The organism is Aequorivita sediminis, assembly GCF_032080575.2.
Classification (GTDB): domain Bacteria; phylum Bacteroidota; class Bacteroidia; order Flavobacteriales; family Flavobacteriaceae; genus Aequorivita; species Aequorivita sediminis.
This window is the reverse complement of sequence record NZ_JAVLSO020000001.1, coordinates 452,597-479,178: the sequence shown is the minus strand read 5'-3', so window position 1 is coordinate 479,178 and position 26,582 is coordinate 452,597. Positions and strand designations below refer to the sequence as shown.

The 26,582-nt window shown below is 35.2% G+C and carries 25 protein-coding genes and 1 tRNA gene; 17 read left to right on the top strand and 9 right to left on the bottom strand.

What is annotated here, in order from left to right; all coding sequences use genetic code 11:
• The first annotated feature begins 110 nt into the window (after positions 1 to 110).
• Together RT250_RS02260 and RT250_RS02255 are read left to right on the top strand one after the other, a co-directional pair.
• Positions 111 to 1,097, top strand: coding sequence for a glycoside hydrolase family 113 (locus RT250_RS02260; RefSeq protein WP_313111747.1), 987 nt, complete (start codon positions 111 to 113; stop codon positions 1,095 to 1,097).
• Positions 1,098 to 1,166: 69 nt separating this feature from the next.
• Complete coding sequence (locus tag RT250_RS02255; RefSeq protein WP_313111746.1) at positions 1,167 to 2,768, top strand: DUF4139 domain-containing protein; 1,602 nt, start codon at positions 1,167 to 1,169, stop codon at positions 2,766 to 2,768.
• Between the two features lie 81 nt (positions 2,769 to 2,849).
• On the opposite strand, the gene RT250_RS02250 is transcribed toward RT250_RS02255, so the two are convergent.
• The 5 genes from RT250_RS02250 to RT250_RS02230 all read right to left on the bottom strand — a co-directional run bounded on the left by RT250_RS02250 (position 2,850) and on the right by RT250_RS02230 (position 6,662).
• Positions 2,850 to 3,284: a hemerythrin domain-containing protein gene (locus RT250_RS02250; RefSeq protein ID WP_313111744.1), complete on the bottom strand. Its 435-nt coding sequence runs from the start codon at positions 3,282 to 3,284 to the stop codon at positions 2,850 to 2,852.
• A 92-nt stretch (positions 3,285 to 3,376) separates the two neighbouring features.
• The gene (locus tag RT250_RS02245) at positions 3,377 to 4,120 is read right to left on the bottom strand and encodes a TIGR04283 family arsenosugar biosynthesis glycosyltransferase (protein ID WP_313111742.1); all 744 of its coding nucleotides are present in this window, start codon (positions 4,118 to 4,120) and stop codon (positions 3,377 to 3,379) included.
• Positions 4,121 to 4,282: 162 nt separating this feature from the next.
• Entirely contained in the window at positions 4,283 to 5,077 is a 795-nt protein-coding gene (locus RT250_RS02240) for a DUF547 domain-containing protein (RefSeq protein ID WP_313111740.1), read from the bottom strand.
• 154 nt (positions 5,078 to 5,231) lie between these two features.
• Positions 5,232 to 5,843 carry a ribosome biogenesis GTP-binding protein YihA/YsxC gene (yihA, locus tag RT250_RS02235; RefSeq protein ID WP_313111738.1) on the bottom strand — a complete coding sequence of 204 codons (612 nt, stop codon included), beginning with the start codon at positions 5,841 to 5,843 and terminating at the stop codon, positions 5,232 to 5,234.
• A gap of 54 nt (positions 5,844 to 5,897) precedes the next feature.
• Entirely contained in the window at positions 5,898 to 6,662 is a 765-nt protein-coding gene (locus RT250_RS02230; protein WP_313111736.1) for an alpha/beta fold hydrolase, read from the bottom strand.
• 203 nt (positions 6,663 to 6,865) lie between these two features.
• On the opposite strand from RT250_RS02230, the gene mraZ reads away from it, so the two are divergent.
• The 15 genes from mraZ (at position 6,866) to RT250_RS02155 (ending at position 23,582) form a co-directional block, all read left to right on the top strand.
• A complete protein-coding gene (gene mraZ / locus RT250_RS02225) occupies positions 6,866 to 7,339 on the top strand; it encodes a division/cell wall cluster transcriptional repressor MraZ (protein ID WP_313111734.1) in 474 nt (157 codons plus the stop codon).
• Positions 7,326 to 8,222: a 16S rRNA (cytosine(1402)-N(4))-methyltransferase RsmH gene (gene rsmH / locus RT250_RS02220; RefSeq protein ID WP_313111732.1), complete on the top strand. Its 897-nt coding sequence runs from the start codon at positions 7,326 to 7,328 to the stop codon at positions 8,220 to 8,222. The genes mraZ and rsmH overlap by 14 nt, the downstream gene beginning before the upstream one ends.
• A gap of 82 nt (positions 8,223 to 8,304) precedes the next feature.
• Positions 8,305 to 8,625 carry an FtsL-like putative cell division protein gene (locus RT250_RS02215; RefSeq protein WP_313111730.1) on the top strand — a complete coding sequence of 107 codons (321 nt, stop codon included), beginning with the start codon at positions 8,305 to 8,307 and terminating at the stop codon, positions 8,623 to 8,625.
• A 39-nt stretch (positions 8,626 to 8,664) separates the two neighbouring features.
• Entirely contained in the window at positions 8,665 to 10,665 is a 2,001-nt protein-coding gene (locus RT250_RS02210; protein WP_313111728.1) for a penicillin-binding protein, read from the top strand.
• Positions 10,662 to 12,125, top strand: a complete 1,464-nt coding sequence (locus tag RT250_RS02205) for a UDP-N-acetylmuramoyl-L-alanyl-D-glutamate--2,6-diaminopimelate ligase (RefSeq protein ID WP_313111726.1) — start codon at positions 10,662 to 10,664, stop codon at positions 12,123 to 12,125. The genes RT250_RS02210 and RT250_RS02205 overlap by 4 nt, the downstream gene beginning before the upstream one ends.
• Positions 12,126 to 12,129: 4 nt before the next feature.
• A complete protein-coding gene (gene mraY / locus RT250_RS02200; protein WP_313111724.1) occupies positions 12,130 to 13,362 on the top strand; it encodes a phospho-N-acetylmuramoyl-pentapeptide-transferase in 1,233 nt (410 codons plus the stop codon).
• Between the two features lie 40 nt (positions 13,363 to 13,402).
• On the top strand, positions 13,403 to 14,740 hold the full coding sequence (gene murD, locus RT250_RS02195) for a UDP-N-acetylmuramoyl-L-alanine--D-glutamate ligase (protein WP_313111722.1): 1,338 nt from the start codon (positions 13,403 to 13,405) through the stop codon (positions 14,738 to 14,740).
• 49 nt (positions 14,741 to 14,789) lie between these two features.
• Positions 14,790 to 15,983, top strand: coding sequence for an FtsW/RodA/SpoVE family cell cycle protein (locus RT250_RS02190; RefSeq protein ID WP_313111720.1), 1,194 nt, complete (start codon positions 14,790 to 14,792; stop codon positions 15,981 to 15,983).
• 45 nt (positions 15,984 to 16,028) lie between these two features.
• Complete coding sequence (gene murG, locus RT250_RS02185) at positions 16,029 to 17,126, top strand: undecaprenyldiphospho-muramoylpentapeptide beta-N-acetylglucosaminyltransferase (RefSeq protein WP_313111718.1); 1,098 nt, start codon at positions 16,029 to 16,031, stop codon at positions 17,124 to 17,126.
• Complete coding sequence (murC, locus tag RT250_RS02180) at positions 17,126 to 18,481, top strand: UDP-N-acetylmuramate--L-alanine ligase (protein WP_313111716.1); 1,356 nt, start codon at positions 17,126 to 17,128, stop codon at positions 18,479 to 18,481. Before murG ends, murC begins: the two co-directional genes overlap by 1 nt.
• Entirely contained in the window at positions 18,471 to 19,187 is a 717-nt protein-coding gene (locus RT250_RS02175; protein ID WP_313111714.1) for a cell division protein FtsQ/DivIB, read from the top strand. The genes murC and RT250_RS02175 overlap by 11 nt, the downstream gene beginning before the upstream one ends.
• Before the next feature lie 4 nt (positions 19,188 to 19,191).
• Positions 19,192 to 20,553 carry a cell division protein FtsA gene (gene ftsA, locus RT250_RS02170; RefSeq protein WP_313111712.1) on the top strand — a complete coding sequence of 454 codons (1,362 nt, stop codon included), beginning with the start codon at positions 19,192 to 19,194 and terminating at the stop codon, positions 20,551 to 20,553.
• Positions 20,554 to 20,603: 50 nt separating this feature from the next.
• Complete coding sequence (gene ftsZ, locus RT250_RS02165; RefSeq protein ID WP_313111710.1) at positions 20,604 to 22,580, top strand: cell division protein FtsZ; 1,977 nt, start codon at positions 20,604 to 20,606, stop codon at positions 22,578 to 22,580.
• 158 nt (positions 22,581 to 22,738) lie between these two features.
• Entirely contained in the window at positions 22,739 to 23,191 is a 453-nt protein-coding gene (locus RT250_RS02160) for a GatB/YqeY domain-containing protein (protein ID WP_313111709.1), read from the top strand.
• Positions 23,192 to 23,508: 317 nt separating this feature from the next.
• Positions 23,509 to 23,582: transfer RNA gene (locus RT250_RS02155), tRNA-Arg, on the top strand.
• Between the two features lie 136 nt (positions 23,583 to 23,718).
• On the opposite strand, the gene RT250_RS02150 is transcribed toward RT250_RS02155, so the two are convergent.
• The 4 genes from RT250_RS02150 to RT250_RS02135 all read right to left on the bottom strand — a co-directional run bounded on the left by RT250_RS02150 (position 23,719) and on the right by RT250_RS02135 (position 26,566).
• Positions 23,719 to 23,925, bottom strand: a complete 207-nt coding sequence (locus RT250_RS02150; RefSeq protein WP_313111707.1) for a (4Fe-4S)-binding protein — start codon at positions 23,923 to 23,925, stop codon at positions 23,719 to 23,721.
• 4 nt (positions 23,926 to 23,929) lie between these two features.
• A complete protein-coding gene (locus tag RT250_RS02145) occupies positions 23,930 to 24,505 on the bottom strand; it encodes a TMEM175 family protein (RefSeq protein WP_313111705.1) in 576 nt (191 codons plus the stop codon).
• A complete protein-coding gene (locus RT250_RS02140; RefSeq protein WP_313111703.1) occupies positions 24,502 to 25,395 on the bottom strand; it encodes a pirin family protein in 894 nt (297 codons plus the stop codon). The genes RT250_RS02145 and RT250_RS02140 overlap by 4 nt, the downstream gene beginning before the upstream one ends.
• Positions 25,396 to 25,729: 334 nt before the next feature.
• Complete coding sequence (locus tag RT250_RS02135) at positions 25,730 to 26,566, bottom strand: DUF5996 family protein (protein WP_313111701.1); 837 nt, start codon at positions 26,564 to 26,566, stop codon at positions 25,730 to 25,732.
• Positions 26,567 to 26,582: the final 16 nt, after the last annotated feature.

Genomic DNA, 26,582 nt, shown 5'->3' with positions numbered 1-26,582 from the left:
TTTTTGGTTTTTAATTTATTAACTTAATTTCATAGGCCACAGAAAATATAATGCTAAAACGACAAACTTTTTTATTTTACATTTTACTGATTACTCAGCTTGTTAGTTGCGTGCAAAAGAAAGATTTAGCAATACAAAAAGAGTCGATAAAAGAAAATATATTAAAAATTAATGGAGTAAGCTTCGTGGCTTCTCGCGATTCGGTTACACAAGAAAATATCACACCTTTATTAAGCCTTAATGCTAACTACGCTGCAATTATGCCATTTGGATTTATTAGGGATATTGAACATCCAGAGTTAATATATAATTCAGAAAGACAATGGTTTGGAGAAAGATTAAATGGGGTTGAGCAATATGTAAAAGCACTTCATAAGAATAACATCAAGGTAATGATAAAGCCTCAAATTTGGGTTTGGCGGGGAGAATTCACAGGTGAAATTAAGATGAACTTAGAAGAAGATTGGTTGAATTTAGAAAACTCCTATAAAAAATTCATATTAGATTATGCTCGATTAGCTGAAAAAAAGCATGTTGAAATATTCTGTATTGGTACCGAATTGGAAAATTTTATAGTTCACAGGCCCGAGTATTGGCGTGAATTAGTTTCAGAAGTTCGGGCAGTTTACAGTGGAAAACTTACTTATGCTGCTAATTGGGACGAATATAAGAGAGTTCCTTTTTGGGATGTTTTAGATTATATTGGGGTTGATGCGTATTTCCCTGTTTCTAATAGTCAGACTCCAACTATTGCTGAAATAAAATCGGGTTTTGAGAAATGGCAAATTGAAATGAAAAACCTTTCAAAAGAAAAAGGCAAAAAAATTCTTTTTACTGAATATGGGTATCGAAGTGTAGATTATAGTGGAAAAGAACCTTGGAAAAGTGATAGGTCTATGAATTCGGTGAATTTACAAGCTCAATCTAATTTATTGGAAGGGCTATACCAATCTATTTGGGATGAAAATTGGTTTGCAGGAGGATTTCTTTGGAAATGGTTTATCGCACACGATAAGGTAGGTGGTGAAAATGATAGTCAATTCACTCCTCAAAACAAGTCGGCCGAAGCTGTTGTAAAAAAATACTATTCTAAATAATAAGGAATAGTTTTAAGGTTATTCGAGCTCGGCACAAATATTGAATATATCGATAAAAACACATTGCTTATGAAAACTCTTATAAAACTTTTCCCTCTCCCAATAGTATTTTTTGTTCTGACGCTAACAACACAAATGGGGTTTGCACAAAACACATTAGAGGCTACAGCTTCTTTAGAAGATGTAATAATATACGGGCGTGGAGCAAGTATGCATCATACGGTTAGGCAGTTTTCTGTGCCTAATGGAAGTTCTGAACTTGTAATTAGTCAGATTGCGCAAAATGTTGATCCCAATAGTATTCGCATAACAAGTGATAATAGCCAATTAACAATTCTTTCGGTATCCTTTGAAAGAGATTATTTGGTAAAAGGGGAAAATCAAAGCGCTCAATATTTAGAAGTAAAGCGTAAATATGAAGAAGCTAAAAATACTTTAGATCAATTAATAACTGCCCGAAAAGGTGAGGAAAGTACTTTAGCATTATTGGAAGAAAATAAAAAGTTTGGTGGACAAAATGGAGTGTCCCCGACGAGTATGGCTACAATGATAAAATATTACAGAGAGGAACATAAAACCCTTTCTGCAAATATTTTGGACTTGAAAAGTAAAGAAATAGAGCAACAAAAGATAGTTAATAAGTTAAATAATCAGTTACAAGAGGCTGGTGGTAATGGACAAAATGCAGGACAATTAGTTGTTCGATTGAATTCTAATAGAGCTGTGAAAACAAATTTTGACCTCCACTACTTTACGAATAATGTATCTTGGACACCTTTTTATGAAGTAAGAGTAGATAACCTAAATGAGCCTGTACAACTAGTATACAACGCTAACGTTTCACAAGCTACAGGAATTGATTGGAAGCAAGTGAAATTGACTTTTTCAAGCGGAAACCCGAAACGCAATAACAATGCGCCACATTTAAATCCGTGGTGGGTAGGTTTTTATCAACCTGCTGCTCCGCTCCCTCAGAGATTACAAGGTAAAATTGCTGGAGCACAAGTGGAAGTATTGGAAGATGGAGCCACTAGAAATGAGATGGCAGTAGTTGAGGAGAATCAACTGTCAACTTCATTTGTAATAAATACGCCTTATAATGTTTATTCAAATCAGAAACCACAGGCAGTTAGGTTAAAGGAATATCAATTGCCTGCAAAATACTCATATCTTACTGTACCGCGATTGGACGAAACAGCTTTCTTAATTGCAAAAATTTCAGATTGGAGTAAGCTTAACCTTTTGCCAGGTAGTGCGAACTTGATTATCGATAATAATTTTGCTGGTAGCTCATATATTAATCCAAATTCAACTGAAGAAAAATTAACTTTAAGTTTAGGAAGAGACGAACGTATTGTTACTAAGCGTGAAAGAGTGAATGAGGAAGGGAGTACTTCTTTCTTTGGCAATTCTCAAAAACGAGTTTATACTTATGAGATTTCTGTTAAAAACACGCGTAGTGAAGCAGTAAATATTGATGTTAAAGAACAATTTCCGCTTTCAACTGAAAAGGATATAGAAATCAAGCTTATTGAAACTTCTAATGCAGATGTGAATAGCGATAGAGGAGAGCTTACTTGGAGTTTAAACTTAAAAGCAGGGGAGACTAAGAAGATGAGATTTTCTTATTCTGTAAAACTTCCAAAGGATAAGGTGATTTCTGGGATGTAAAACAAAATAACCTAACAGGTTTTAAAACCTGTTAGGCTTAATTTATGTTACCTGGAGTTCTATAAGATTAAATTATAGGACTTATCTGTTCTCTTTCATTTGCTTTAAATAATCTTTTGCGATATCTGTTTTTTGTGATTCGGTAAACACTTTTCCTGCTAATTGGAAGAAGCTGTGTTCTTCATCTTCTAAATGATGTTCTACCTTTTCACATAGTTGTTTGGCGTAAACTAGCCATGCAGGTGAATCCATATCTGTATCGTCAATTTTTTCAATGAGTTCATCCATTTCGTGGTGCTCTGCAATTCCATGACGTGCGTGTTCTTGCATCATATCATTGTGAATTAGCGGTGCGTAAAAAGTACGTTCCTCAGCATCTGCGTGAATTTGCAATTCGTGTTTTAACGCTTGCCATTTTTGCTTTCTCCCTTTAGTGTCGCCCGAGGTTGAAGTAATCAAGCGACAAAGTTCGCGTTGTATATCGTGATCTTTTCTAATAGCCTCAAAAATATTCATATAGTTTATCTTTAAAATTCTTTACAATATCGAAAAAAACAAAGCGATATTAAACTAAACAGCAATAATTCTGATATTTACCTATTGGTGTTTTATTGTGTTTTACAAATATTTTTTGAATAGTATGCATATAGTTCATCTGCATTCGCACCTAACCACTTCTTTAAATGAATAGCCCAAAAATGATATTGCAAACGCCAAATTCCAAAATCTTTGTAACGCCTTGCTGAGGTTGTTAGGGAATGTGGTATTACGTTAAAAGACTTTCTATTGTATAGTTCATTAATTAAAACATTGTCTTCGTAAATAATATAGCTCTCATCAAACCCACCGATTTTATTGAAAAGTTTTTTAGAAATAAAAAGGCTTTGATCTCCCCCTCTGCAACCCTTCCATTTAAACCTTGTCAACCATCCAGCAAGTTTTAACCACCAGTGATTACTGTCAAATTTCATTCTAAAACATCCAGCAATATTGCCTTTGTATATTTCAGATAAAATATACGTATCATAATTTTTCGGCGGGAAAGAATCGGCGTGGAGAAAGTAAAGGGTTTCAGAAGAAGCTTGTTTTGCCCCATAATTCATTTGTTTAGCCCTTCCTTTTTCTGAGAAAAAAAGCCGAAAAGAAATTCTATTTTTTGAGTTTTCAATCTTTTCAGGGATCGAGGTCTGTTTGCTGAAGCCTTGAATTAAGTCCCTAGTATTATCTGTGCTTCCACCATCAACTATTATTACTTCAATATCATTTTCACCTGAACTATTTTCCATTAAATGAAAAAGTAATCTTTCGATGATTTGATCTTCATTTAATACCGGAATTATAATAGAAAGCATTATGCTGATTTATTTTTAGGAATATACAAATTACTAAGTATCGAAAATTATTGATAAAAAAACTATTAGTATAGTTGTCTGATGATTGCTGGTTATAGCGTCGTAAATCTGAACTATTTGAGGTGGTTTTACCAACGGCTATAAAACGGCTTGGAAATTATTTCAAATCTTTTCATTCAAATTCCAATTGTAATCTAAATATGAAATTGTCGCATTTGAGTTTATCTTGACTTTCGAATATTGATTTATAAAGCCAATTAAATCTTTCTTCTCGTTAACTAAGAAATCATTTTTGTACCATTTAAATATAGATGAAATCTTAGCTTCAGAAATTGAAATATTATTTTCTTTACTGTTGATGAATTCATTTGTAACTCGTTCTAGCTGCTGTTCAACTTTATTTGCGGTAAAAGCTTCATTTAAGAGTTTAGGGCAGGAGATGGAAGCACAATTTAACGCGAAATGAATTCTAGGCTCGTTCATCTTTCGCAGAATTCCATGTTCAATATTGTTTAGAGAAATCATTTCACTCCCTATTAAAACTCTGTTTTTAGACCAAGGACGACTTATGTCTTTAATGCTTTTTACAGGATAATTTTCAATTATAAGTTTAACAGTGGCAGCGTTGTACAGGTTAATGTAATAGGCTAATATTTTAGGTTTATTCCAAGTGCTATTAGGTTGATTAAGAGAAAGCATTTTTAAGTAGTCGTTTAATTTAGCTTTATCCTTAATAAACCCTTTATAGTCGACTAATCCGTTGTTTTGAACGTGCCTTTTAAGAAGTTCATTCCAAGTGTTGTGGTTAATTTTTTTCGAAGAATTAATTGGTGTAGTTAAATCAGATTTTCCATCAATTATATACTGATTCTCAAAACCTGCCGATGAAAATGTAGCGCAACTATTTAACGAAAATAGAAGAAAAAACATTGAGGTAAGGCTTGATAAGTTCTTCATAATTTTAGGTTTATTTGAGGTATAGATTCAGATTAAAGCAAAAATCTGTTCCAACATAAACGAAGTTATGGAGATGTGGAGGTTATTCCAATAAAAAGTTGAATAATCTGTGAGATTCTTTTTTAACGAGAAGTTTTATCGGAAGTAAAGAAGATTAAAATTCAGCGCGATTTATATTTGAATTTAATTCATCTATATAGTTTAATAGCTCTTCTCTTCCTGCTGAATTGCTAGCTGAGGTAACAAAGTAATTTGGCATTTCAACCCAAGTTTCCAGCATTTTATCTGTATAGGTATTTATGTTGCGTTCCAATGCCATTGGCTTTAATTTATCTGCCTTTGTAAAGATAATATTGAAAGGAATACCATTCTCGCCTAACCATGTCATAAATTCTAAATCGATAGGTTGAGGTTCGTGACGGCAGTCTACAAGTACAAATGCGAGAATCATTTGCTCTCTTTTGGCAAAATAATCGGTAATAAACTTTTGGAAAGTTTTTTTACTGCTTTTCGAAACTCGCGCATACCCGTACCCAGGTAAATCGACTAAATACCAATTTTTATTGACTAAAAAGTGGTTGATAAGCTGAGTTTTTCCAGGACGTCCAGAAGTTTTTGCTAAGTTTTTACGAAGCATCAACATATTGATAAGAGAGGACTTCCCAACATTACTTCGCCCAATAAATGCATATTCAGGCAAGCGATCTTTTGGACATTTGTCTACATCGCTATTGCTTATTACAAATTCTGCCGATTTAATGTGCATTTATTTTTGTTTAGGATTTAATAGAGAAATAAGTTTTTGTAAAACTAGAAACAATTAAAATTTACGTTTTTGTAACCAAGAGTAAAGTAATTCGTTAAATTTTTCAGGGTGTTCCATCATAGCAGCGTGTCCGCACTCGTCAATCCAAAAAAGTTCTGAATCTGGAAGCAGTTCGTCAAATTCAATAGCAACCTCAGGAGGTGTAACATTGTCATTTCTTCCCCAAATAATACAGGTAGGAGTATGCATTTTCGGCAAATCCTTTGCCATGTTGTGTCTAATGGCACTTTTGGCAATGGCAAGAGTTCTAATTAACTTATTTCTGTCGTTTACAGTTTCAAATACATCGTCAACAATTTCTTTTGTTGCTACCGCTGGATCGTAAAATACGTTTTCAGCTTTTTTCTTTATGTACTCGTAATCCCCGCGTTTAGGGTAACTTTCTCCCATAGCGCTTTCGTACAAACCGGAACTACCAGTGATAACTAAGGCCTTAACTTTTTCAGGATATAATTTGGTGCAAAGCAAGCCTATGTGCCCGCCTAAGGAGTTTCCAAGTAAAATAACTTCACCGTAACCTAAATGGTCTATAAAATCACCAACATACTTGGCGAAAGTTTTCACATTTGTTCGCAATAAGGTCATTTTGTAAATGGGTAATTCGGGAATAAGAACTTTGTAACCCTTCGGAGGAAAGAAATTTGCAACTCCATCAAAATTGCTTAATCCACCCATAAGGCCATGAAGTATTATGATTGGTGTCCCTTCACCTATTTCTAAATATGAAAATTTTCCTTCTTTCTTTAAGTTGTTAGTCATACTTGGTTGGTGCAATTTATTAGAAACAAAAGTAAACAAAAATTTTTCATACACTCTACTTAAAATTAGCCTTTGTTTTCAAATGATGGTTAAGCAATGACTTCAATGTGGTAAAATTTATTAACAATGTGGTATAATGTGGTAAAAAGTGGTAAAATATATATATATTTGAATCTACAAATCACAAATAGGAATTTTCCGTAATGCTCAATATAATAGGCTCATACGAATGTAAGGCAGACGCAAAAGGGCGTGTCATGGTGCCTGCGCAGCTTAAAAAGCAGTTGGCTTCGGTGGTGCTAGAAGGGTTTGTGATTAAAAGAGCGGTTTTTCAACCGTGTTTGGAATTATATCCTATGAAAGAATGGGAGGAGATGATGAAGAAGATGAGTAAGCTTAACCGGTTTACAAGGAAAAACAACGATTTTATTAGAATGTTTACAGCAGGAGTTAAGGTAGTAGAGCTTGATGCTGCTGGTAGATTGTTGATCCCGAAGGACTTGATGTCTTTTGCGGGAATAGATAAAGAATTGGTTATTTCTTCAGCGATAGAGAAATTAGAAATTTGGGATAAAGACAAGTACGAGGAGTCTATTTCTGTTTCCCCAGAAGATTTCGCTGATTTAGCCGAAGAGGTAATGGGTAATAATTTTGAAGAAGAAAATGGACTATCATAACCCAGTCTTATTGAAGGAAACTGTGGATGGTTTAAATATTAAGCCAGACGGAGTTTATGTTGATGTTACTTTCGGTGGTGGCGGACATTCTCGTGAAATTTTAAGCAGATTAGGGCCAGAGGGAAAGCTGATTGGATTTGATCAAGATAAAGATGCTTTGATTAATTCGATTGATGATGAGCGGTTTTTGCTGATAAATCAGAATTTTCGATTTCTAAAGAAGTTTTTAAGGTTTCACGGATTTCGAACTGTAGATGGAATACTTGGAGACTTTGGCGTTTCTTCACATCAGTTCGATGTTGCAGAAAGAGGTTTTTCAACTCGTTTTGAAGCGGATTTGGATATGCGAATGAATCGCGAAACAAATTTTTCGGCTTATACAGTTGTTAATAAATATGAGGAGGAGCAATTGCGAGATGTGCTTGCAAACTATGGTGAGTTAAGAAGTGCGCCAGCAATGGCAAGAGTGATTGTTGCAGCTAGGGAAGAAGAAAAAATTAAAACAAGCGAGCAACTTAAAAAAGTGCTGAGTAGGTTTTTGCCAGCACATAAGGAAAATAAAATTCTAGCTCAGATTTACCAAGCTATTAGAATAGAAGTGAATCAAGAACTAGAAGCTCTTAAGGAGTTTTTATTACAGACCAACGAGGTTTTAAAATCTGGTGGGCGTATAAGCTTAATAAGTTACCATTCTTTGGAAGATAGGTTGGTTAAAAGATATATCCGTAATGGATTGTTTGAAGGGGAGCCTGAAAGAGATGTGTTTGGAAATTTTGAAGTTCCATTTAAAGCCGTTGGAAAATTTATCGTTCCTACCAAGGAGGAGATAAAAATGAACAATCGAGCTAGAAGTGCAAAACTTCGTATTGCTGAGAAGTTGTAAGAAGACGAGGTTGAGTAAATGTTGGTATAAAAGGAAGTAGAAGCTGGTGTTTCGCTATTTAATAAATCTCTAATCGTAAGTTTTGAAGGAAAGCTTTTATAACATAGTAAAAGGAAAATTCTTGGTAAGTGACGAGGCCTTAAAGAATTGGCGCTTCATCATATTTCTATCTCTTTTAGCTTTGATAATGATTGCATCTTCGCATAACGCAGATAAAAAAGTGCACGAAATATCAGGCTTAAATGCGCAGGTAAAAGAGTTGAAAAGCGAGTATGTGGATGTGCGAATGCAGTTGATGCAAACTAGAATGGAAAGTAAAATAATTGCTGCTATGGAAAATCAAGGTTTGCAGCCTTCAACAACTCCTCCTAAACGTATTAGGATTATTAATGATGAGGAGTAAGAATACTATAAATCAATAAAAAGATACTGATAAGAAAAAATGGCATTTGACGAAAGAAACATATTAAACAGACTATACATCGTTGCAGGGTGTATGTTGTTGTTTGCTTTTGCCATAAGCATAAAATTGATAAATATACAATTTGTTGATGGAGATGAGTATCGTGAACTCGCGAAACAAAATACAACCAAAAACTTTGTAATCCCTGCTAATAGAGGAAATGTCTATGCTGATGATGGTAGTTTGTTAGCTACCTCCGTTCCCAAATACGATATACGTTTTGATGCTTTAGCGCCAAAGGATAAGGATTTTAATGAAAATATAAAGCCCCTTTCTGAAGGGCTTAGTAAAATGTTTGGGAAACCAGTTTCTTATTATCAAAATAAGTTTAGAAAGGCTAAAGCTAATAAAAACAGGTACGTATCTGTAGTAAAAAATCTTGGGTACTCTGATTATATTAAGGTAAGAAACTTACCACTTTTTAATAAAGGACCGAATAGAGGAGGAATTATAGTAGAACAACGTACGGTTCGTGAACATCCAATTGGGAAAATAGCTCAGCGTACTGTTGGAAATGAAGCTAGTGATCGTCCAGGTTATTATGCTATTGGTCTCGAAGGTGCATTCAACGATTTACTTACGGGAAAAGAAGGCCATAGACTAAAGCAAAAAATCTCCAAAGGTCAGTGGAAGCCAATTTTTGACGAAAACGAAATAGAACCACAAGACGGCTACGATATTGTATCTACTATTAATGTGAATATTCAAGACATAGCACATCATGCTTTGTTAAAGCAATTAGAGCACTACCAAGCTGAGCACGGAACCGTTATCGTAATGGAGGTTGCTACTGGAGAAATTAAAGCGGTCTCTAATTTGGGTGTGGCATCAAATGGTGTTTATTACGAAAAACGCAACTACGCTGTATACGAATCGCATGAACCGGGTTCAACTTTTAAAGTAATGGCATTGATGGCAGCTTTGGAAGATAAAGTTGTTGATACAAGCACTGTTGTTGATACTGGGAATGGTAGAAAGGTATTCTACGGAAAGCCGGTACACGATTCAAAACGAGGTGGATATGGTGAAATTTCTGCTGCAAGATCTCTAGAGGTTTCTTCTAATATAGGTTTGGCTACAATTATAGATGAAGGGTATTCAAAAAACCCAAACAAATTTATAAACCGCTTAAAGAGCTGGCACCTAAATGAAAAAACAGGTGTCGCTATTAAAGGGGAAGGTGAGCCTATGATACCGGAACCGGGGGATAAGAAATGGAGTAGAAACGCACTTCCTTCCATAGCCTATGGGTATAATCTTGAAATAACTCCTTTACAGACCTTAACTTTTTATAATGCTATCGCTAATAATGGAGTGATGGTAAAACCACGTTTTATTAAAGAAGTTCGTGCGTGGAATGAAAGAGTAACTACCTACGATACAAAAATTATTAATCCTAAAATTTGTTCGGATAAGATTTTGAATGAAATTAAGGAGATTATGAAAAATACCGTTGAGCGTGGAACGGGTAGATCGTTATACTCTCCAGATTTTTCAATGGCAGGAAAAACTGGAACGGCACGTACGGAATATTGGCACAAAGACTGGAATAGCAATCCTCGATATATCTCATCATTCGCAGGATTTTTCCCTGTTGAAAATCCGAAGTACTCCTGTATAGTGATAATTCACAAGCCGAGTATAAAAAAGGGATTTTACGGGGCTGATGTTTCTGGGCCTGTTTTCAAAAGAATTGCTCAAAAAATATTTACAGAATCTAGAACCATAGATGATGTTAAAAATATAGAAACACCAGATCCAGAAATTGAAAAAGATTTCGAAAAATACTATGCTAAACTTCAAAAGTCACATAAAACTATTCCGAATGTAACTGGAATGGCGGGGATGGATGCGGTTTCTATACTAGAAAATCTTGGGCTTAAAGTGCAAGTTGTGGGTAACGGTTCAGTTACGAGTCAATCCATAAAATCAGGAGAAACCCTAGAAAAGGGCAAATTAATAACCTTAAAATTATCGTGATTCTTTTAAAGGACATATTATATAAAGTAACCATCGAAAGTGTCGTTGGAAATACTTCTGTGGCTGTTAATAATCTAGAATTCGATTCTAGAAAAGTCTCATTAAACGATGTTTTTATAGCTATAAAGGGAACTGTTTCTGACGGACATCAATTTATAAAAAAAGCTGCAGATCAAGGAGCTTTGGCGATTATTTGTGAAACACTACCTAAAAACATAGTAAATGGAATTACCTATGTTCAGGTAACCAATACGCATAAAGCCTTAGCAATTATGGCGGCGAACTTCTACGGAAACCCATCGGAAGACTTAAAACTTATTGGGATTACAGGAACTAATGGGAAAACCACAATTTCTACACTTTTATACAAACTTTTCAAAAAAGCTGGGATGGAAGTTGGGTTGATTTCTACGGTAAACATAATGGTAGGGGATACCGAGTATAAAACCTCACATACAACCCCAGATTCAATCACAATAAATAGTTATTTGCGTAAAATGGTTGATGCCGGTGTAGAGTTCTGTTTTATGGAGGTAAGTTCGCATGGAATTCATCAAAAACGAACAGAGGCTTTAAAATTTGCTGGTGGTGTTTACACAAACCTATCTCACGACCATTTAGATTACCACAAAGATTTCGCTGAATATCGCGACGTAAAAAAGTCGTTTTTCGATAATTTACCAAACACCGCTTTTGCTTTGGTGAATGCTGACGATAAAAATGGGGCAGTTATGCTTCAGAATACTAAAGCAAAGAAACAAACTTACGCTTTAAAAACCTTTGCAGACTTTAAAGCGCAAATCTTAGAAAGTCAATTTTCTGGTCAACTTATTAAAATCAACAATCAAGAATTGTGGGTGAAGTTGATAGGAGGTTTTAATGTTTACAACCTTCTTGCAATTTACGGCACTGCTCAGTTATTAGGATTAAAGGAGCTAGAAACGCTACAATTAATTAGCACTCTAGACAGTGTTGATGGAAGATTTCAATATTTAATTTCGGAGAACAAGATAACCGCTATTGTAGATTATGCGCACACTCCTGATGCTTTAAAAAATGTATTAGAAACTATAAATAGTATTCGTACAGGAAATGAAGAAGTGATAACCGTTGTAGGATGTGGCGGCGATCGCGATACATCTAAGCGTCCAGTAATGGGTAAAATAGCTGCTACATTAAGCACAAAAGTGGTTTTTACAAGTGATAACCCTCGTACTGAAAATCCAGATAGAATTATTGAACAAGTTGAAGCAGGTGTTCCTGCTGAACATTATAAAAGAACAATTTCTATAACAAATAGAAAAGAAGCCATAAAAGCGGCTTGCCAAATGGCTAATGAAAACGACATTATTTTAATTGCTGGAAAAGGTCATGAAACCTACCAGGAAATTAATGGTGAACGTTTTGATTTTGATGATTTTAAAATTGTAAATGAAATTTTAACGCTATTAAAAAAATAACCCCATGCTCTATTATCTCTTTGAATACTTAGACAAAACATACGATTTGCCAGGAGCGGGGTTGTTTAACTTCATTACATTCCGAGCAAGTTTAGCAGTTATTTTATCGCTGTTTATTGCTACAGTTTATGGAAAAAAAATCATTAGTTATCTAAGAAGAAAACAAGTAGGGGAGTCTATCCGTGATCTTGGTTTAGAAGGTCAAAATGAAAAAGCAGGAACGCCAACGATGGGCGGAATAATAATTATTCTAGCCACATTAATTCCGGTTTTACTATTTGCAAAACTTGAAAATATTTATGTAATCCTATTAATTGTTACTACACTCTGGATGGGAGTAATCGGCTTTATTGACGATTATATCAAAAAATTTAAAAATGATAAGGAAGGATTGCCAGGACGGTTTAAGGTAATTGGTCAGGTTGGATTAGGACTTTTCGTAGGGGTTGTAATGTACTTTCATCCAGATATCGTAGTGCAGCACAATACTACAACGCCTGGAGCCCAAACCGAAATTATAGCTAAAGGACCGGTAGACCAATTTTATGTAAAAGATAAGTCGATGTTGACTACTATCCCTTTTGTAAAAGAAAATGAATTCGATTACGCCACTTTAATTAGTTGGGCAGGAGAGGGCTACAAAAGCTATGTCTGGTTGATATTTATACCGATTGTAATTTTTATAATTACTGCAGTTTCAAATGGAGCAAATTTAACCGATGGAATAGATGGACTTGCCGCTGGAACTTCAGCGATAATTGGGGTAACACTAGCATTGTTTGCCTGGGTTTCGGGTAACGTTATTTTCTCCGACTATCTCAACATAATGTATATTCCAAATACGGGAGAGATGACCATATTTATCACTGCCTTTGTTGGTGCTCTTATTGGATTTTTATGGTATAACACCTACCCTGCACAAGTGTTTATGGGAGATACCGGAAGTTTAACTATTGGTGGAATTATAGCAGTTATAGCTATTGCAGTAAGAAAAGAGTTGTTAATCCCAATCCTCTGCGGAATTTTTCTGATGGAAAATCTTTCTGTGGTAATGCAGGTAGGTTGGTTTAAATACACAAAGAAAAAATATGGTGAAGGTCGACGCATTTTTAGAATGTCGCCATTGCATCACCATTATCAAATTAAAGGATTTCATGAAAGCAAAATTGTAACACGATTTTGGATTGTAGGAATATTCTTGGCGATAATAACCATCGTCACGCTAAAAATTCGATAGAGATGTGAAGTTTCACGTTTTAACGAAAATATAAATAGACATGAAAGGAAAATTGGTCATTCTTGGCGCGGGAGAAAGTGGAGTAGGTACGGCCATATTGGGTAAGAAACAGAAGTTTGAAGTGTTTGTGTCAGACTTTGGAAAAATAAAAGATAAGTACAAACAAGTTCTTTTAAATAATGAGATTGAATGGGAAGAAGGAGGTCATTCTGAAGAGAAAATTCTTTCTGCCGACGTTGTAATGAAAAGTCCAGGTATTCCTGAAACTGTTTCAATCGTGAGAAAGTTACGCGAGAATAAAGTAAAGGTGATTTCAGAAATTGAATTTGCCTCTAAATATACAAACGCGACCATTGTTGGAATTACTGGAAGTAATGGAAAAACTACAACCGCAAGTTTAACTTATGAAGTATTGAAAAACGGTGGGTTAAATGTTGCTCTTGGAGGTAATATAGGGAAGAGTTTTGCAGAACAAGTTTCCGAAGCTAAATACGATCACTTCGTATTAGAACTAAGTAGTTTTCAGCTAGATGGTATTGAAACATTTTCACCTCACATTGCCGCATTAATCAATTTGAGTCCTGATCATTTGGATAGATACAATTATAAATATGAAAATTATATCGCGTCCAAATTCAGAATACTATTGAATCAAACATCGCAAGACTTTTTCATTTATGATGCCGATGATGAAGAAATCTTAAAATGGCTTTCACAGAATCCCATAAAATCACAACCGCTTCCTTTTTCATTAAAAAAAGAATTGAAACAAGGAGCTTTTAGAAGAGATAACGATATAATAATTAAAATAAATAATACAGAATTCACTATGCCAATCGCAACAATAGGAATACAGGGAGAACACAATGTAAAGAATGCAATGGCTGCTTCAACCGTAGCTACATTATTGAGAATACGTAAACAAACAATTAGAGAAAGTCTTGAAGGGTTTCAGGGGGTAGAACACAGACTTGAAAATGTGCTAAAAATTAATAATGTGATGTATGTTAACGATTCCAAGGCAACAAATGTAAATGCTACATATTTTGCTTTAGACAGTATGGAAAATCCAACTGTTTGGATTGTTGGAGGTGTTGATAAAGGCAACGATTACAACGAATTACTTCCACTAGTTAATGAAAAAGTAAAAGCAATAATTTGTTTGGGAGTTGACAATCAAAAATTAATTAATGCTTTTGGTAATATAGTAGATACAATTGTTGAAGCAGATTCAATGCAAATGGCTGTTCAAGTTGCGTATAAATTAGCCGAAAGAAATAATACAGTTCTACTTTCTCCTGCTTGTGCAAGTTTCGATTTATTTGAAAACTACGAAGACCGAGGAAGACAGTTTAAGGATGCTGTAAGAAACTTGTAGTAAGACATAAAAAAGAATTAAAAACATTAAATAATAGCGGAAAAGGTAAATGATAAATATTTTCCAATATACAAAAGGAGATAGAGCAATCTGGGGGATAGTTGGGCTTCTAGCACTTATATCTTTCCTGCCTGTTTATAGTGCAAGTAGCAATCTTGCATATTTGTATAACAATGATGGAAATACATTGCCTTTTTTATTGCGACATCTAGCGCATTTAATTTTAGGTTTTATCGTGTTGTATGCAGTGCATAGAATACCCTATAATTACTTTGGAGGACTTTCTATAATTGGATTGCCTATTATAATATTCCTGTTAGTAATTACGCTATCACAAGGTACAACCATAGGGGGTGCAAATGCCAGCCGATGGATTAGGTTGCCATTTGTTGGACTAAGCTTTCAGACATCAACCTTAGCAGGGGTAGTGTTAATGACCTATGTAGCGCGGTATTTGGCTCGTATTAAAGATAAAGAAGTTTCTTTTAAAGAAACGCTTTTACTTCTTTGGGTACCAGTGTTTATCGTTCTTGGTTTAATTCTACCTGCAAACTTTTCTACCACTGCAATATTTTTTGTAATGGTTGTTATGCTTGTTTTTGTAGGAGGATATCCATTAAAATATCTTGGCGTTATACTTGGTGCAGGGTTACTGTTTTTAACTTTGTTTGTCTTAACTGCCAAAGCATTTCCCGGAGTATTTCCTAACCGTGTAGATACTTGGATAAGTAGGGTAGAAAATTTTGCTGATAAAGAAGATACAGAAGCAGATTATCAAATAGAAAAAGCAAAAATTGCTATTGCCTCGGGAGGTATTACTGGATTAGGTCCAGGAAAAAGTGTTCAGAAGAATTTCTTACCACAATCATCCTCAGATTTTATTTATGCGGTAATCGTTGAAGAGTTTGGTTTGATTGGAGGGTTAACCTTAATGGCTATATATCTGTTTTTGTTATTTCGAATAGTGGTAGTTGCTCATAAAGCACCGTCGGTCTTTACCAAACTACTAGTTATTGGTGTAGGTTTTCCCATAATTTTTAGGGCGATGATTAATATGGCTGTGGCAGTCGAATTATTTCCTGTAACTGGACAAAACTTACCCTTAATTAGTAGTGGTGGAACCTCTATTTGGATGACATGTTTGGCACTGGGAATGATTTTGAGTGTGAGTGCCAAAAGAGAAGTTCCAGCAAAGGAAGAAGAGGAAGAAAATCCACTTGATGTTTTAAGTGAAACCATATAGAATACAACAAGAGTTGTTAAGTGTAATAAAGAAGAAAACAAAAAATTGAAAAACAAAAAATTCATCATATCAGGGGGTGGTACTGGGGGGCATATTTACCCAGCTATTGCTATTGCAAATGAGTTAAAGACTCGTTTCCCTGACGCTGAATTTTTATTTGTGGGAGCACAGGACAGAATGGAGATGGAAAAAGTCCCACAAGCAGGATATAAAATAAAAGGTCTTTGGATTTCTGGATTGCAACGCAATCTTTCATTGCAAAATTTGGCTTTTCCGTTAAAGCTGGTTTCAAGTTTAATCAAATCAAAGTCTATTTTAAAAACTTTTAAACCCGATGCTGCAATTGGAACTGGAGGTTATGCAAGTGCGCCACTGTTGCGAATGGCTGCAATGCGAAATATACCTTGTTTAATTCAAGAGCAGAATAGTCACGCAGGAATTACCAATAAATGGCTTAGTAGTAAAGTTCAGAAAATATGTGTGGCTTATGAAGGAATGGAGAAATTTTTTCCTTCTGAAAAAATAAAGTTAACGGGAAATCCAGTAAGACAAGATTTGTTGGATATTTCTTTTAAAAGAGAAGAAGCACTTGCTTTCTATAAGCTGAATAGGGATAAAAAGACACTTTTGGTTTTAGGAGGTAGTTTAGGAGCTAGAAGAATAAATCAATTAATTGAAAAATCATTGCCTTTTTTTGAAAGAATCAACTTACAAGTTATATGGCAATGCGGGAAATTTTACGAAGAAACCTATAGATACAAAGGAAATGAAAATGTACAAGTCCATACTTTTTTAAACAGAATGGATTTGGCTTACGCAGCTTCAGATTTTATTATTTCAAGAGCGGGAGCGCTATCGGTTTCAGAATTATGTTTGGTGGGAAAACCAGTTGTATTTATCCCTTCGCCAAATGTTGCTGAAGACCATCAAACAAAAAACGCGTTGGCAATTTCGGAAAAAAATGCTGCTATTTTAATTAAAGAAAATGAGCTGGATACAAATTTTGAAAAGGAATTTTCAGAATTGATTTCCTCTATAGAGAAGCAGGAAATGCTTTCAAAAAATATATTGGCATTGGCAAAACCAAATGCCACAATAGAAATAGTTGAAGAGATTGAAAAATTATTGAAGAACAACAATTAATGAACAACCTAAAAAACATAACCACCTTTTATTTCGTAGGTATTGGCGGCATTGGGATGAGTGCTCTTGCACGGTATTTCAAAATGCAAGGCAAGGCTGTTTTTGGGTACGATAAAACTTCAACTGACTTAACCGACGAATTGGTTGCAGAAGGGATACCAGTAACTTTTACAGATGAAATTTCAGCACTTCAATCTGAGGTGAAGGCAAAGCATAATGTTTTGGTAGTTTACACCCCTGCAATTCCTAAGAACAATAAAATTTTAAACTATTTTATTTCTGAAGAGTTTCAAATTGTAAAACGTGCTCAACTTTTAGGAGAGGTATCCAAAAATACACTTTGTCTAGCTGTAGCAGGGACACACGGAAAAACTACAACCTCTGCAATATTAGGACATTTATTAGCTGCATGTAACATGCCGGTAACAGCATTTTTAGGAGGAATTGCGGAGAATTACAATTCCAATTTTATTTATAAAGGAAGTGAAATTACAGTGGTTGAAGCCGATGAGTTTGACCGATCGTTTCTTCAACTTCGTCCAGACATATCTTGCATAACTTCTATGGACGCCGACCATTTAGATATTTATGGAGACGTTTCAGAAATTGAAAATGCATTTACAACTTTCGCAGAATTAGTTGAAAAGAAAGAAAACGTTCTAATAAAGATAGGTTTGCCTTTAAACGGAATGACTGTTGCGGTTCAAAATACTGCAGATTATGAAGCCCAAAATGTAAGAATAAAGAATGGAGCATATCTATTCAATTTGAAAACACCAAATGAGCTTATTGAAGATATTACGTTTAATTTGCCAGGACATCACAATCTTACCAATGCTATTATGGCAATGGGAATGGCGTTGTTAGCTGGGGCATCTGTTTCATGTCTAAAAAACGCAATTTCGAGTTTTAAAGGGGTAAAACGCCGTTTCTCGTATAAAATTAAAACTGATAAACTTGTTTTAATAGATGATTATGCTCATCATCCTACTGAAATAGATGCTTTGTATCAAGCAGTAGAAGAAATGTATCCAAATAATCGAAAGCAGATTGTTTTTCAACCACATCTTTTTACAAGAACAAGAGATTTTGCAGAAAGTTTCGCTAGAAGTCTTTCACAATTTGATGAAGTGGTGTTGTTGGATATCTATCCAGCTAGAGAAGAGGCAATTGAAGGAATTACTTCAGAATGGTTGTTGAATCAGATTGATTCTCAGCATAAAACCTTGGTTTCAAAATCAGATTTAGCTGAAGTTTTATCACAGTCGGATAGTAGAGTAAAATTGTTGGTAGGTGCTGGAGATATTGGTGCCGAAGTTAATAAGTTAACCCAAAAATTTCAAGATGAGGCGTAGTATAATTTACATAAAACTTATTCTTTTGCTTGGATTAATTGGCTTCCTTTTTAGCTTTACAAAAAAGCGTAATGAAGCGAGAAAAATTAGCAAAATAGACGTTGTTTTTGTTGATAGTAACAGCCCTTTTATCACTTTTGAAAACGTTAATAAATTGTTGATACAAAGTTACCAGAAGGTTTCGGACATATCTAAAGAAGCCTTAGCTTTGAGAGAGATGGAGTATAGATTAATAGGAAATCCCATGATTCGCGATGCTCAGGTGTATGTAACTATTGATGGAAAGTTATGTGCTAGGATAGAACAGCGCGAACCCATTGGTAGAGTGTCTGCTACACCAGATTATTACTTGGATTCAGATGGAAAAGTAATGCCGTTGTCTGAAGTGTATTCAGCAAGAGTGCCTATTATTACTGGTGTTTCAGAAAGTGAGTTCTCTGAACTTACCGACTTATTGTTGAAAATAAAGGAGGATGAGCTTATGAAAAGGAGCGTTATTGGCGTTCATCAAAGGGCAGATGGGGAAATTGAACTGGAATTGAGAAAAGTAAATTTTAATGTTTTTTTTGGGCATCCAGTGAACATTGAAAAAAAGTTTCAAAACTTTAAAGCATTTTATAAAAAAACAAAAAAAGATAGTACGCTATACGGGTACAACAAGGTGAACTTGAAATTTGATAGTCAAGTTATAGCCACAAAAAAGTAAGGCCATGGAAAACGATAATATTGCTGTAGGGTTGGATATAGGAACTACCAAGATAGTAGCTATGATTGGTAGAAAAAATGATTATGGTAAAATGGAAGTGTTGGGGATAGGCAAGGCAAAAAGTCTTGGCGTTCATCGTGGTGTTGTAAATAACATTACACAAACCATTCAATCCATTCAACAGGCGGTGCAAGATGCAGAAACTTCTTCAGGAATGAAGATTAAGGATGTTGTTGTTGGTATCGCAGGACAACATATTAGAAGCCTTCAGCATAGCGATTACATTACTAGACCAGATGGAGAAGAGGTAATTAAAGATGAGGATATTGATGCTTTATGTAACCAAGTTCATAAGCTTGTAATGCTTCCTGGGGAAGAAATTTTACATGTATTACCACAGGATTATAAAGTTGATGGACAGGCAGAAATTAAAGAGCCTATTGGGATGTATGGTGCGCGATTAGAAGCAAACTTTCACGTAGTTGTAGGGCAGGTTTCTTCAATTAGAAATGTTGGGCGTTGTATAAAAAGTGCAGGGTTAGAGCTATCAGCCATCACCCTAGAACCCTTAGCCTCAGCAAGAGCTGTATTAAGCCAAGAAGAAAAAGAAGCTGGAGTTGCACTAATCGATATAGGAGGTGGTACAACTGACTTAGCGATATTTAAAGATGGAATTATTCGTCACACGGCAGTAATTCCTTTTGGGGGTAATGTAATCACAGACGATATTAAAGAAGGTTGTTCGATTATAGAGAAACAAGCTGAACTTCTTAAAATAAAATTTGGATCTGCTTGGCCTGGAGAGAATAAAGACAATGAAATTGTTTCAATCCCAGGATTAAGAGGAAGAGAGCCAAAAGAAATTAGCTTAAAAAACCTTTCAAAAATTATTCACGCTCGAGTTATGGAGATCATTGAGCAAGCGTATATCGAGATAAAAAACTACGGGCATGAAGAGCAGAAAAAGAAACTAATTGCAGGTATTGTATTAACAGGTGGGGGAGCTCAGCTTCAACATATTAAACAGCTTGTAGAGTATGCAACAGGTATGGATACACGAATTGGATATCCAAACGAACATTTGGCTGGAGATAGCGACCCTGAAACTACCAGTCCGATGTATGCAACAGCAGTTGGACTAGTGATGAATAGTCTTGAAAGCAAGGAAAAATCATCATTGATGAGAACTTTCCCAACGGAAGAGGAAGTTAAAGAGACTGAAAAACAAGAAACGGTTCAGCAACCTGAAGTAGAAATTGAAAGAGAAGAAGTAGAAGAAGAAGAAAAAAAAGGAACTAGACGTGGTCGAGGTATTTTTGATAAATGGGCCGAAAAATTTAAAGAGTTCCTCGATAACGCAGAGTAATAAAAGAAAAAAAGAGAAGAAAAATAAAAATTGCAATTAAAAACAAAAATATGAGCAGCAACACAGAATTTGAGAACATTTCATTCGACTTGCCAAAAAACCAATCAAATGTGATTAAAGTTATTGGCGTTGGTGGTGGAGGTAGTAATGCAATTAACCATATGTTTAGCCAGGGCATAAAGGGAGTAGATTTCGTGATCTGTAATACAGATGCACAGGCATTAGAAAATAGCCCAGTGCCCATTAAAATTCAATTAGGGGTTTCCTTAACTGAAGGTCTAGGTGCGGGAGCAAATCCGATGGTTGGTGAACAATCTGCAGTAGAAAGTATGGAAGAAATTAAAACTATGCTAACTACAAATACCAAAATGATATTCATAACCGCTGGGATGGGTGGAGGTACCGGGACCGGTGCCGCTCCAATTATCGCTAAAATGGCAAAGGATATGGATATACTTACTGTGGGTATTGTCACCATCCCCTTCCAATTTGAAGGTAAAACAAGAAATGAACAAGCTCAAATTGGAGTAGAAAAACTACGTCAAAATGTAGATTCATTAGTGGTAATTAATAATAATAAACTCCGTGAAGTTTATGGGAACTTAGGCTTTAAAGCTGGTTTCTCTAAAGCTGATGAAGTCTTGGCCACCGCTGCTCGTGGTATAGCCGAAGTTATAACACATCACTACACTCAAAACATTGACCTTAGAGATGCTAAAACAGTTCTTTCTAATAGTGGAACAGCTATCATGGGTAGTGCTACTGCATCTGGTGCAAATAGAGCAAAAGAAGGTATAGGAAGAGCACTAGATTCTCCATTACTTAACGATAATAAAATTAAAGGTGCCAAAAATGTATTGCTGCTTATCGTTTCCGGATCCGACGAGATTACCATCGATGAGATAGGAGAAATCAGTGATCACATTCAAAATGAAGCTGGACACAGCGCCAATATTATAATGGGTGTTGGTGAAGATGAAAGCTTAGAAGGATCGATTTCTATTACTGTAATCGCCACAGGATTTAATTTTGAACAACAAAATGAAATTGTAAATACCGAAACAAAAAAAATAATCCACACGCTTGGAGATGATCAAAAAGCGGAGCAAAACCTTACACCAAAAGCTACTTCTGGACCTGTAAGGTTGCCGGAAAATCCTATCAGTGCTCAGCCAAAAGCTGAAGCCCCTGTGGTTAAACACACGCTTTTTGACGATGATGAAATTGAACAAAAACCATCGTTTCAAGGATATATAAATACTTCAGAGCTTCTAAAGAATTTACCGGTTTCATATCAAGAGGTAAAAGCTGAAAGAATTGAAGAGTTTGATCAAGTAGAAGTAGATAAAATTAATGTAAACGAATTTGTTATTGTTGAGGCTTCAGCAAAAAATACTGCGAAAGAAGTTAGACAGTCTAAGACAGGAGTTGAAGACAACGACGATCAAATATTAATGTTTGATCTACCTATAAAACCTGTTGAAAGAAAGCCAGCAGAAACGAATAACAGAGAAGAAAAAACAATTTTCAATCTCGAAGAAATAGAGGTGGAAGACCACGTAGAAGTTGTGCCTGTAACGGAAGTTTCTGACGATGGAATTAAGAGGTATAGTCTTGATGATTATCAAGAGGTTGAAAACACTTTAAATAATGCAAAACCATCAAACAATAAGGCAGAAGCTGTTGAAGAAAATGAAATTGAATTTGATAAAAAAACAGTAACTGAGCAATCTCCAGATGATAGCGAAAGTAATGAAATTGAAGACCCGTTAAACTCTCCTATTTCAAAGATACTAAGCGATCGTACAGAAGAGCGAAAGCGCAAAATGAAAGAGTTTAATTACAAGTTTAAGAACAGTCCTTCACGTATTGATGAAATTGAAAAACAACCCGCTTATAAGCGTATGGGCATAGATCTTAATGATACCAATAAAGAATCAACAATTTCTAGAACTTCTGTGAATATAGAAGATGATGAGATTGAATTGCGTAGAAACAACTCATTTTTACACGATAATGTAGATTAATTAAGTGAATATTTCTCCCCACTTAAAGTAGAGGTTCGAAATCTTAATTGGTTTCGGACCTTTTTGATTTATGGTATTTAAGATTAAAAAAAGTCAATCTTTAAGCAGATAAATTTCAGCTTAAATAAGTATCTTCGTGCATACAAAAAAACACTATTATGAGTTTACAAGATAAGGTGATGGAGGCTATGAAAGCCGCTATGAAATCAAAGGACACTCAATCATTGGAAGCTTTGCGATCTGTTAAATCAGCATTGCTTCTAGCTCAAACTGAAACAGGTTCAAAACAAGAGATATCTGAAGAAGAAGGAATTAAAATTCTTCAAAAGCAAGTAAAGCAAAGAAAAGATAGTGCAGCCATTTATAACGAACAAGGGCGTGAGGATCTTGCTGAACCAGAATTGCTTCAAGCTAAAGTAATCGAGCAATTTTTGCCAAAGCAACTAAGTGTTGAAGAAGTAAGCAAAATAGTAGATGAAATTATCGCAGAAACTGGAGCTTCTTCAATGGCAGATATGGGAAAAGTTATGGGCATTGCTAGTGGAAAATTGGCAGGAAAAGCAGATGGCAAAACGATATCGACAGTTGTAAAATCAAGATTGTCCTCCTAGTTTAGAATTTATTAATTCTTGAAAAGAAGATATTTTTGAAAACTTTATTGGCCGCGTGGCGCAACTGAATACCCGCCCGAGCCGAACTGTCGTTAGGCACGTTCGGGTGGGGCGCATCAGATTTCGACTGTGATCGATATGAATTTATAAGAAAAAAATATTTCGTGTTTAAACAATGTTAATGGCCGCGTGGCGCAACTGAATACCCGCCCGAGCCGAACTGTCGTTAGGCACGTTCGGGCGGGGCGCATCAGATTTCGGCTGTGATCGATATGAATTTATAAGAAAAAAATATTTCGTGTTTAAACAATGTTAATGGCCGCGTGGCGCAACTGAATAGCGCATCAGATTTCGGCTCTGAGGGTTGGGGGTTTGAATCCCTCCGCGGTCACTAATAGAGTAAAAAGCTATACATCAATTCAAATAAAATTGAATTTGAGTATAGCTTTTTCATTTTATAATACTGCCTAGAGGTTAAAGCAAGTTAAAATCGATTTTATTAATACTTTTTATTATTCAAATTTGACTTATTGTTTTATACTTAAAGCTCCAGATGGGCATTTAGAAACTTGATTAATTAACTCTGCTGATGTCGCATTTTCTGGTTTTACCCAAGGCCTATCTTTAGGATTGTAAACTTTTGGTAATGTTTTTACACATATACCTGAGTGGATGCATTTTTCCGCTTTCCATAAAATGATTACTTCTCCATTTGTATACTCTTTTGTAGTCATAGTATTAATCCTTTAGGGTTCTTTCAATTCTCGGGTCGGGCACTATCCACATCAAGGCAACTCCTAAGTATATCAATAAGCTAATGATTGGGAAAAAGAAAGAAAAAACAACGCCTGTAAAGTATAATAAAAGTGATAGATTCATTCTTTTGTCTTTGCTATAAACCTTACCTATGTTCGAATCTTTACCTTCGCTAAGGATTACACAGTATACCATTATTTTGAAGGCTACAGCAGCCATAAATAATACTACACCGTAAATTGCCGTCGGATTTGCTTCAAAATGGTTTTTACCCATCCAATCTGTGGCAAATGGGAAAAGCGAAAGCCAAAACAATAAGTTAAGGTTGGCCCATAAAATTTTGCCGTTTACTCTATTCACCGCTTGTAAAAGATGATGGTGATTATTCCAATAAATCCCTACATATACAAAGCTTAATACATAAGTAAGAAATACAGGTAGTATAGGCTTTAAAGCATCAAAAGTATAACCTTCAGGAGCACTCATACCTAAAACCATAATAGTAATTATTATGGCTAATACGCCGTCGCTAAAGGCCTCTAATCTCCCAGTTTTCATAACCTGCGTGGCTCTGGAAGTGGAACATACTCGTCTTCATCTCCAACCACTTTTGGAAAAGCATCTAGATTTTGCTCTTTCCAATCTTTCTTAGCTTTTTCAATAACATCCTTGTCCGAGTTCACAAAATTCCAGTGGATATATCGTTCCTCCTCAAAAGGTACTCCTCCAAAAATATAAACTGTAGTATTCGGTTCCATTTCAAAGGAACACAATGTACTATCCTTGGCAACTAGAATTTGCTTAGGCTCGTAATTGTAACCGTCGGCATTGATACTGCCTTCCAAGATATATAAAGCACTTTCTCCATAAAGATCTTCTCCAATGGTGATTTGTTGTTTATCTGTGCTTTTTATTTCGATAAAGTACAACTCACTGTGTACAGGAACTGGCGAGGTTTTGTCAAAAGCTTTACCAGCAATTAGTTTAAATTCTGCGCCTTGTTCTTTCCATTGAGGAATATCTTCTTCTTTTATATGAAAAAAAGTAGGCTCTGAATGTTCTAAATGCTTTGGTAAGGCTACCCAAATCTGAAGTCCGTGTAAGGTTTTTTCGGTATTTCTTAAATAATCAGGTGTTCTTTCAGAATGAACCACTCCTTTACCAGCAGTCATCCAGTTTACAGCTCCAGGCTTAATTTCGATATCGGAACCTAGGCTGTCTTTATGTTGTATAGATCCTTCAAACAAATAGGTTAGGGTTGATAAGCCTATATGAGGGTGGGGAGCAACATCAAGATTTTGGTTCTTAGTCATCGTTGCAGGTCCCATATGGTCTATAAATGTAAATGGCCCTACAGATCGTTTTTGTCTGAAAGGCAATAAACGTCCAACCATAAAGTTTCCTATATCGGCAGCGCGTTCTTCTATAATTAATTCGGTGTTAGACATAATTTATTTTATTTTTTAAATGAATTTATTATTTAACTTTAAGCCAAGACATCTCTTAAACTCTCATTTCTATCAAATCTCAATTTTGTCGATGGACGAGGTGGGATAATTTTTAAGTAGTTCTAACGAGCGTAATCTACACTTGCAAATACAAGTTGCTAGGCATATCCTTTCCACCAAACTTATCATTCATTTTTGTCTTCTATTTTTGTTTTAAGTGCTCCTAAATATAAATTACTAATTATAATTTATCTAACTCAGGAACTTTAAATTTCTCAATATCCCAATTAGCTTTTTTAGCTCCTGCTTGATAAGTTGTCTCTAGAAAGTCAAGTTAATCTTTTCTAGGGTTGTCTGATTTCAACAAAGCTTCATACTTTAAAAGTGCCATCGGACTGCCATTACTTTCAATCCATTCGGCAGATTTGGGTGATATTTCTTCCTTGTCAATCCCTTTTGGAGATGGATAGGTATAAGAGTAAAATGCAGGTTCTGGAACATTTTCGTCGCCTCCCCAAAAGCCAAAGCTTATACATTCATGCGAATAAGCATCTTTATCAGATAATCTCGCTTCCGCAGACATAGGTGGTGCTTCATTTCCATTGAATCTAGTAACTACCAGGTCGAAAGAATGCCAATAAAGCTGAACGGGACAGGATTTACCATAAAAACGACCACTAAATTCTTTAAAAACATTGCCTATCCATATCATCGATCTCCATAAATCTTTAGTGTATTTTTTCTCGTAGTGATGATATTCCGTAATCTTTGAGAATGGTTTATTAATATTTAAATCAAAAGGCTTATCTACTATTGAAACTGATATGTTGAGGTTATTAAGTATCTCCTTTAAATTTATATAAAAATCTGCGACCGTAAGTTTGTCGGTTAAAGGGAAGTGCTCATATTCTCCTCGACTTGTATTAACTTCTAATTGATGATCTTGTACATTAATTGTTATATCAAACTGATCTATCCCCGAATTATAAGGAATAGGACCCGTTGTAAAACCACGAGTTTCTATATATTCTGTAATATACCACCAGTGATTTTTTCTGGGAGTCATTTTTAAACGAATTTTACCAATAATTTGTAAAAACAGATGTAAGGTCATCTTCTTTTGCACATTCTCCTTATAAGGAAGACTAGGTAATTGAATTTGATTTTTCATGCTGTTTATTTTAGAT